This is a genomic window from Pseudomonas sp. SIMBA_067 (assembly GCF_046534675.1).
Lineage (GTDB): Bacteria > Pseudomonadota > Gammaproteobacteria > Pseudomonadales > Pseudomonadaceae > Aquipseudomonas > Aquipseudomonas putida.
In genome coordinates this window covers 1-251 of record NZ_JAWRYH010000960.1, presented here as the reverse complement: position 1 = coordinate 251, position 251 = coordinate 1, and the positions used below count along the sequence as shown (strand labels likewise).

Annotated in this window: 1 pseudogene; it reads right to left on the bottom strand. The window is 41.8% G+C overall.

The features are described 5' to 3' along the window. Positions 1 to 251: pseudogene (locus SB765_RS32055) on the bottom strand (ornithine carbamoyltransferase); the annotation flags it as partial.

The following is a 251-nucleotide window of genomic DNA, read 5'->3' as shown; positions in this document are numbered from 1 at the left end:
ATGAGTGCGTTACATTATTGCCCTCACCTAGATAGGCAAGCTTTAACTGGCTAACATCACCATGTACTTCTTGTAGCGTTAAAAAATCAGCTAATGCTTGGCATGGGTGATATAAATCACACAAACTGTTAATCACAGGAACGGATGAATACTCACCGAGTGTCGTTAACGTACTGTGCTGATTAACCCGCGCAACAATCCCGTCTGCCCAAGTCGAAATATTTAAGGCAAAATCTTTTATTGATTCGCGG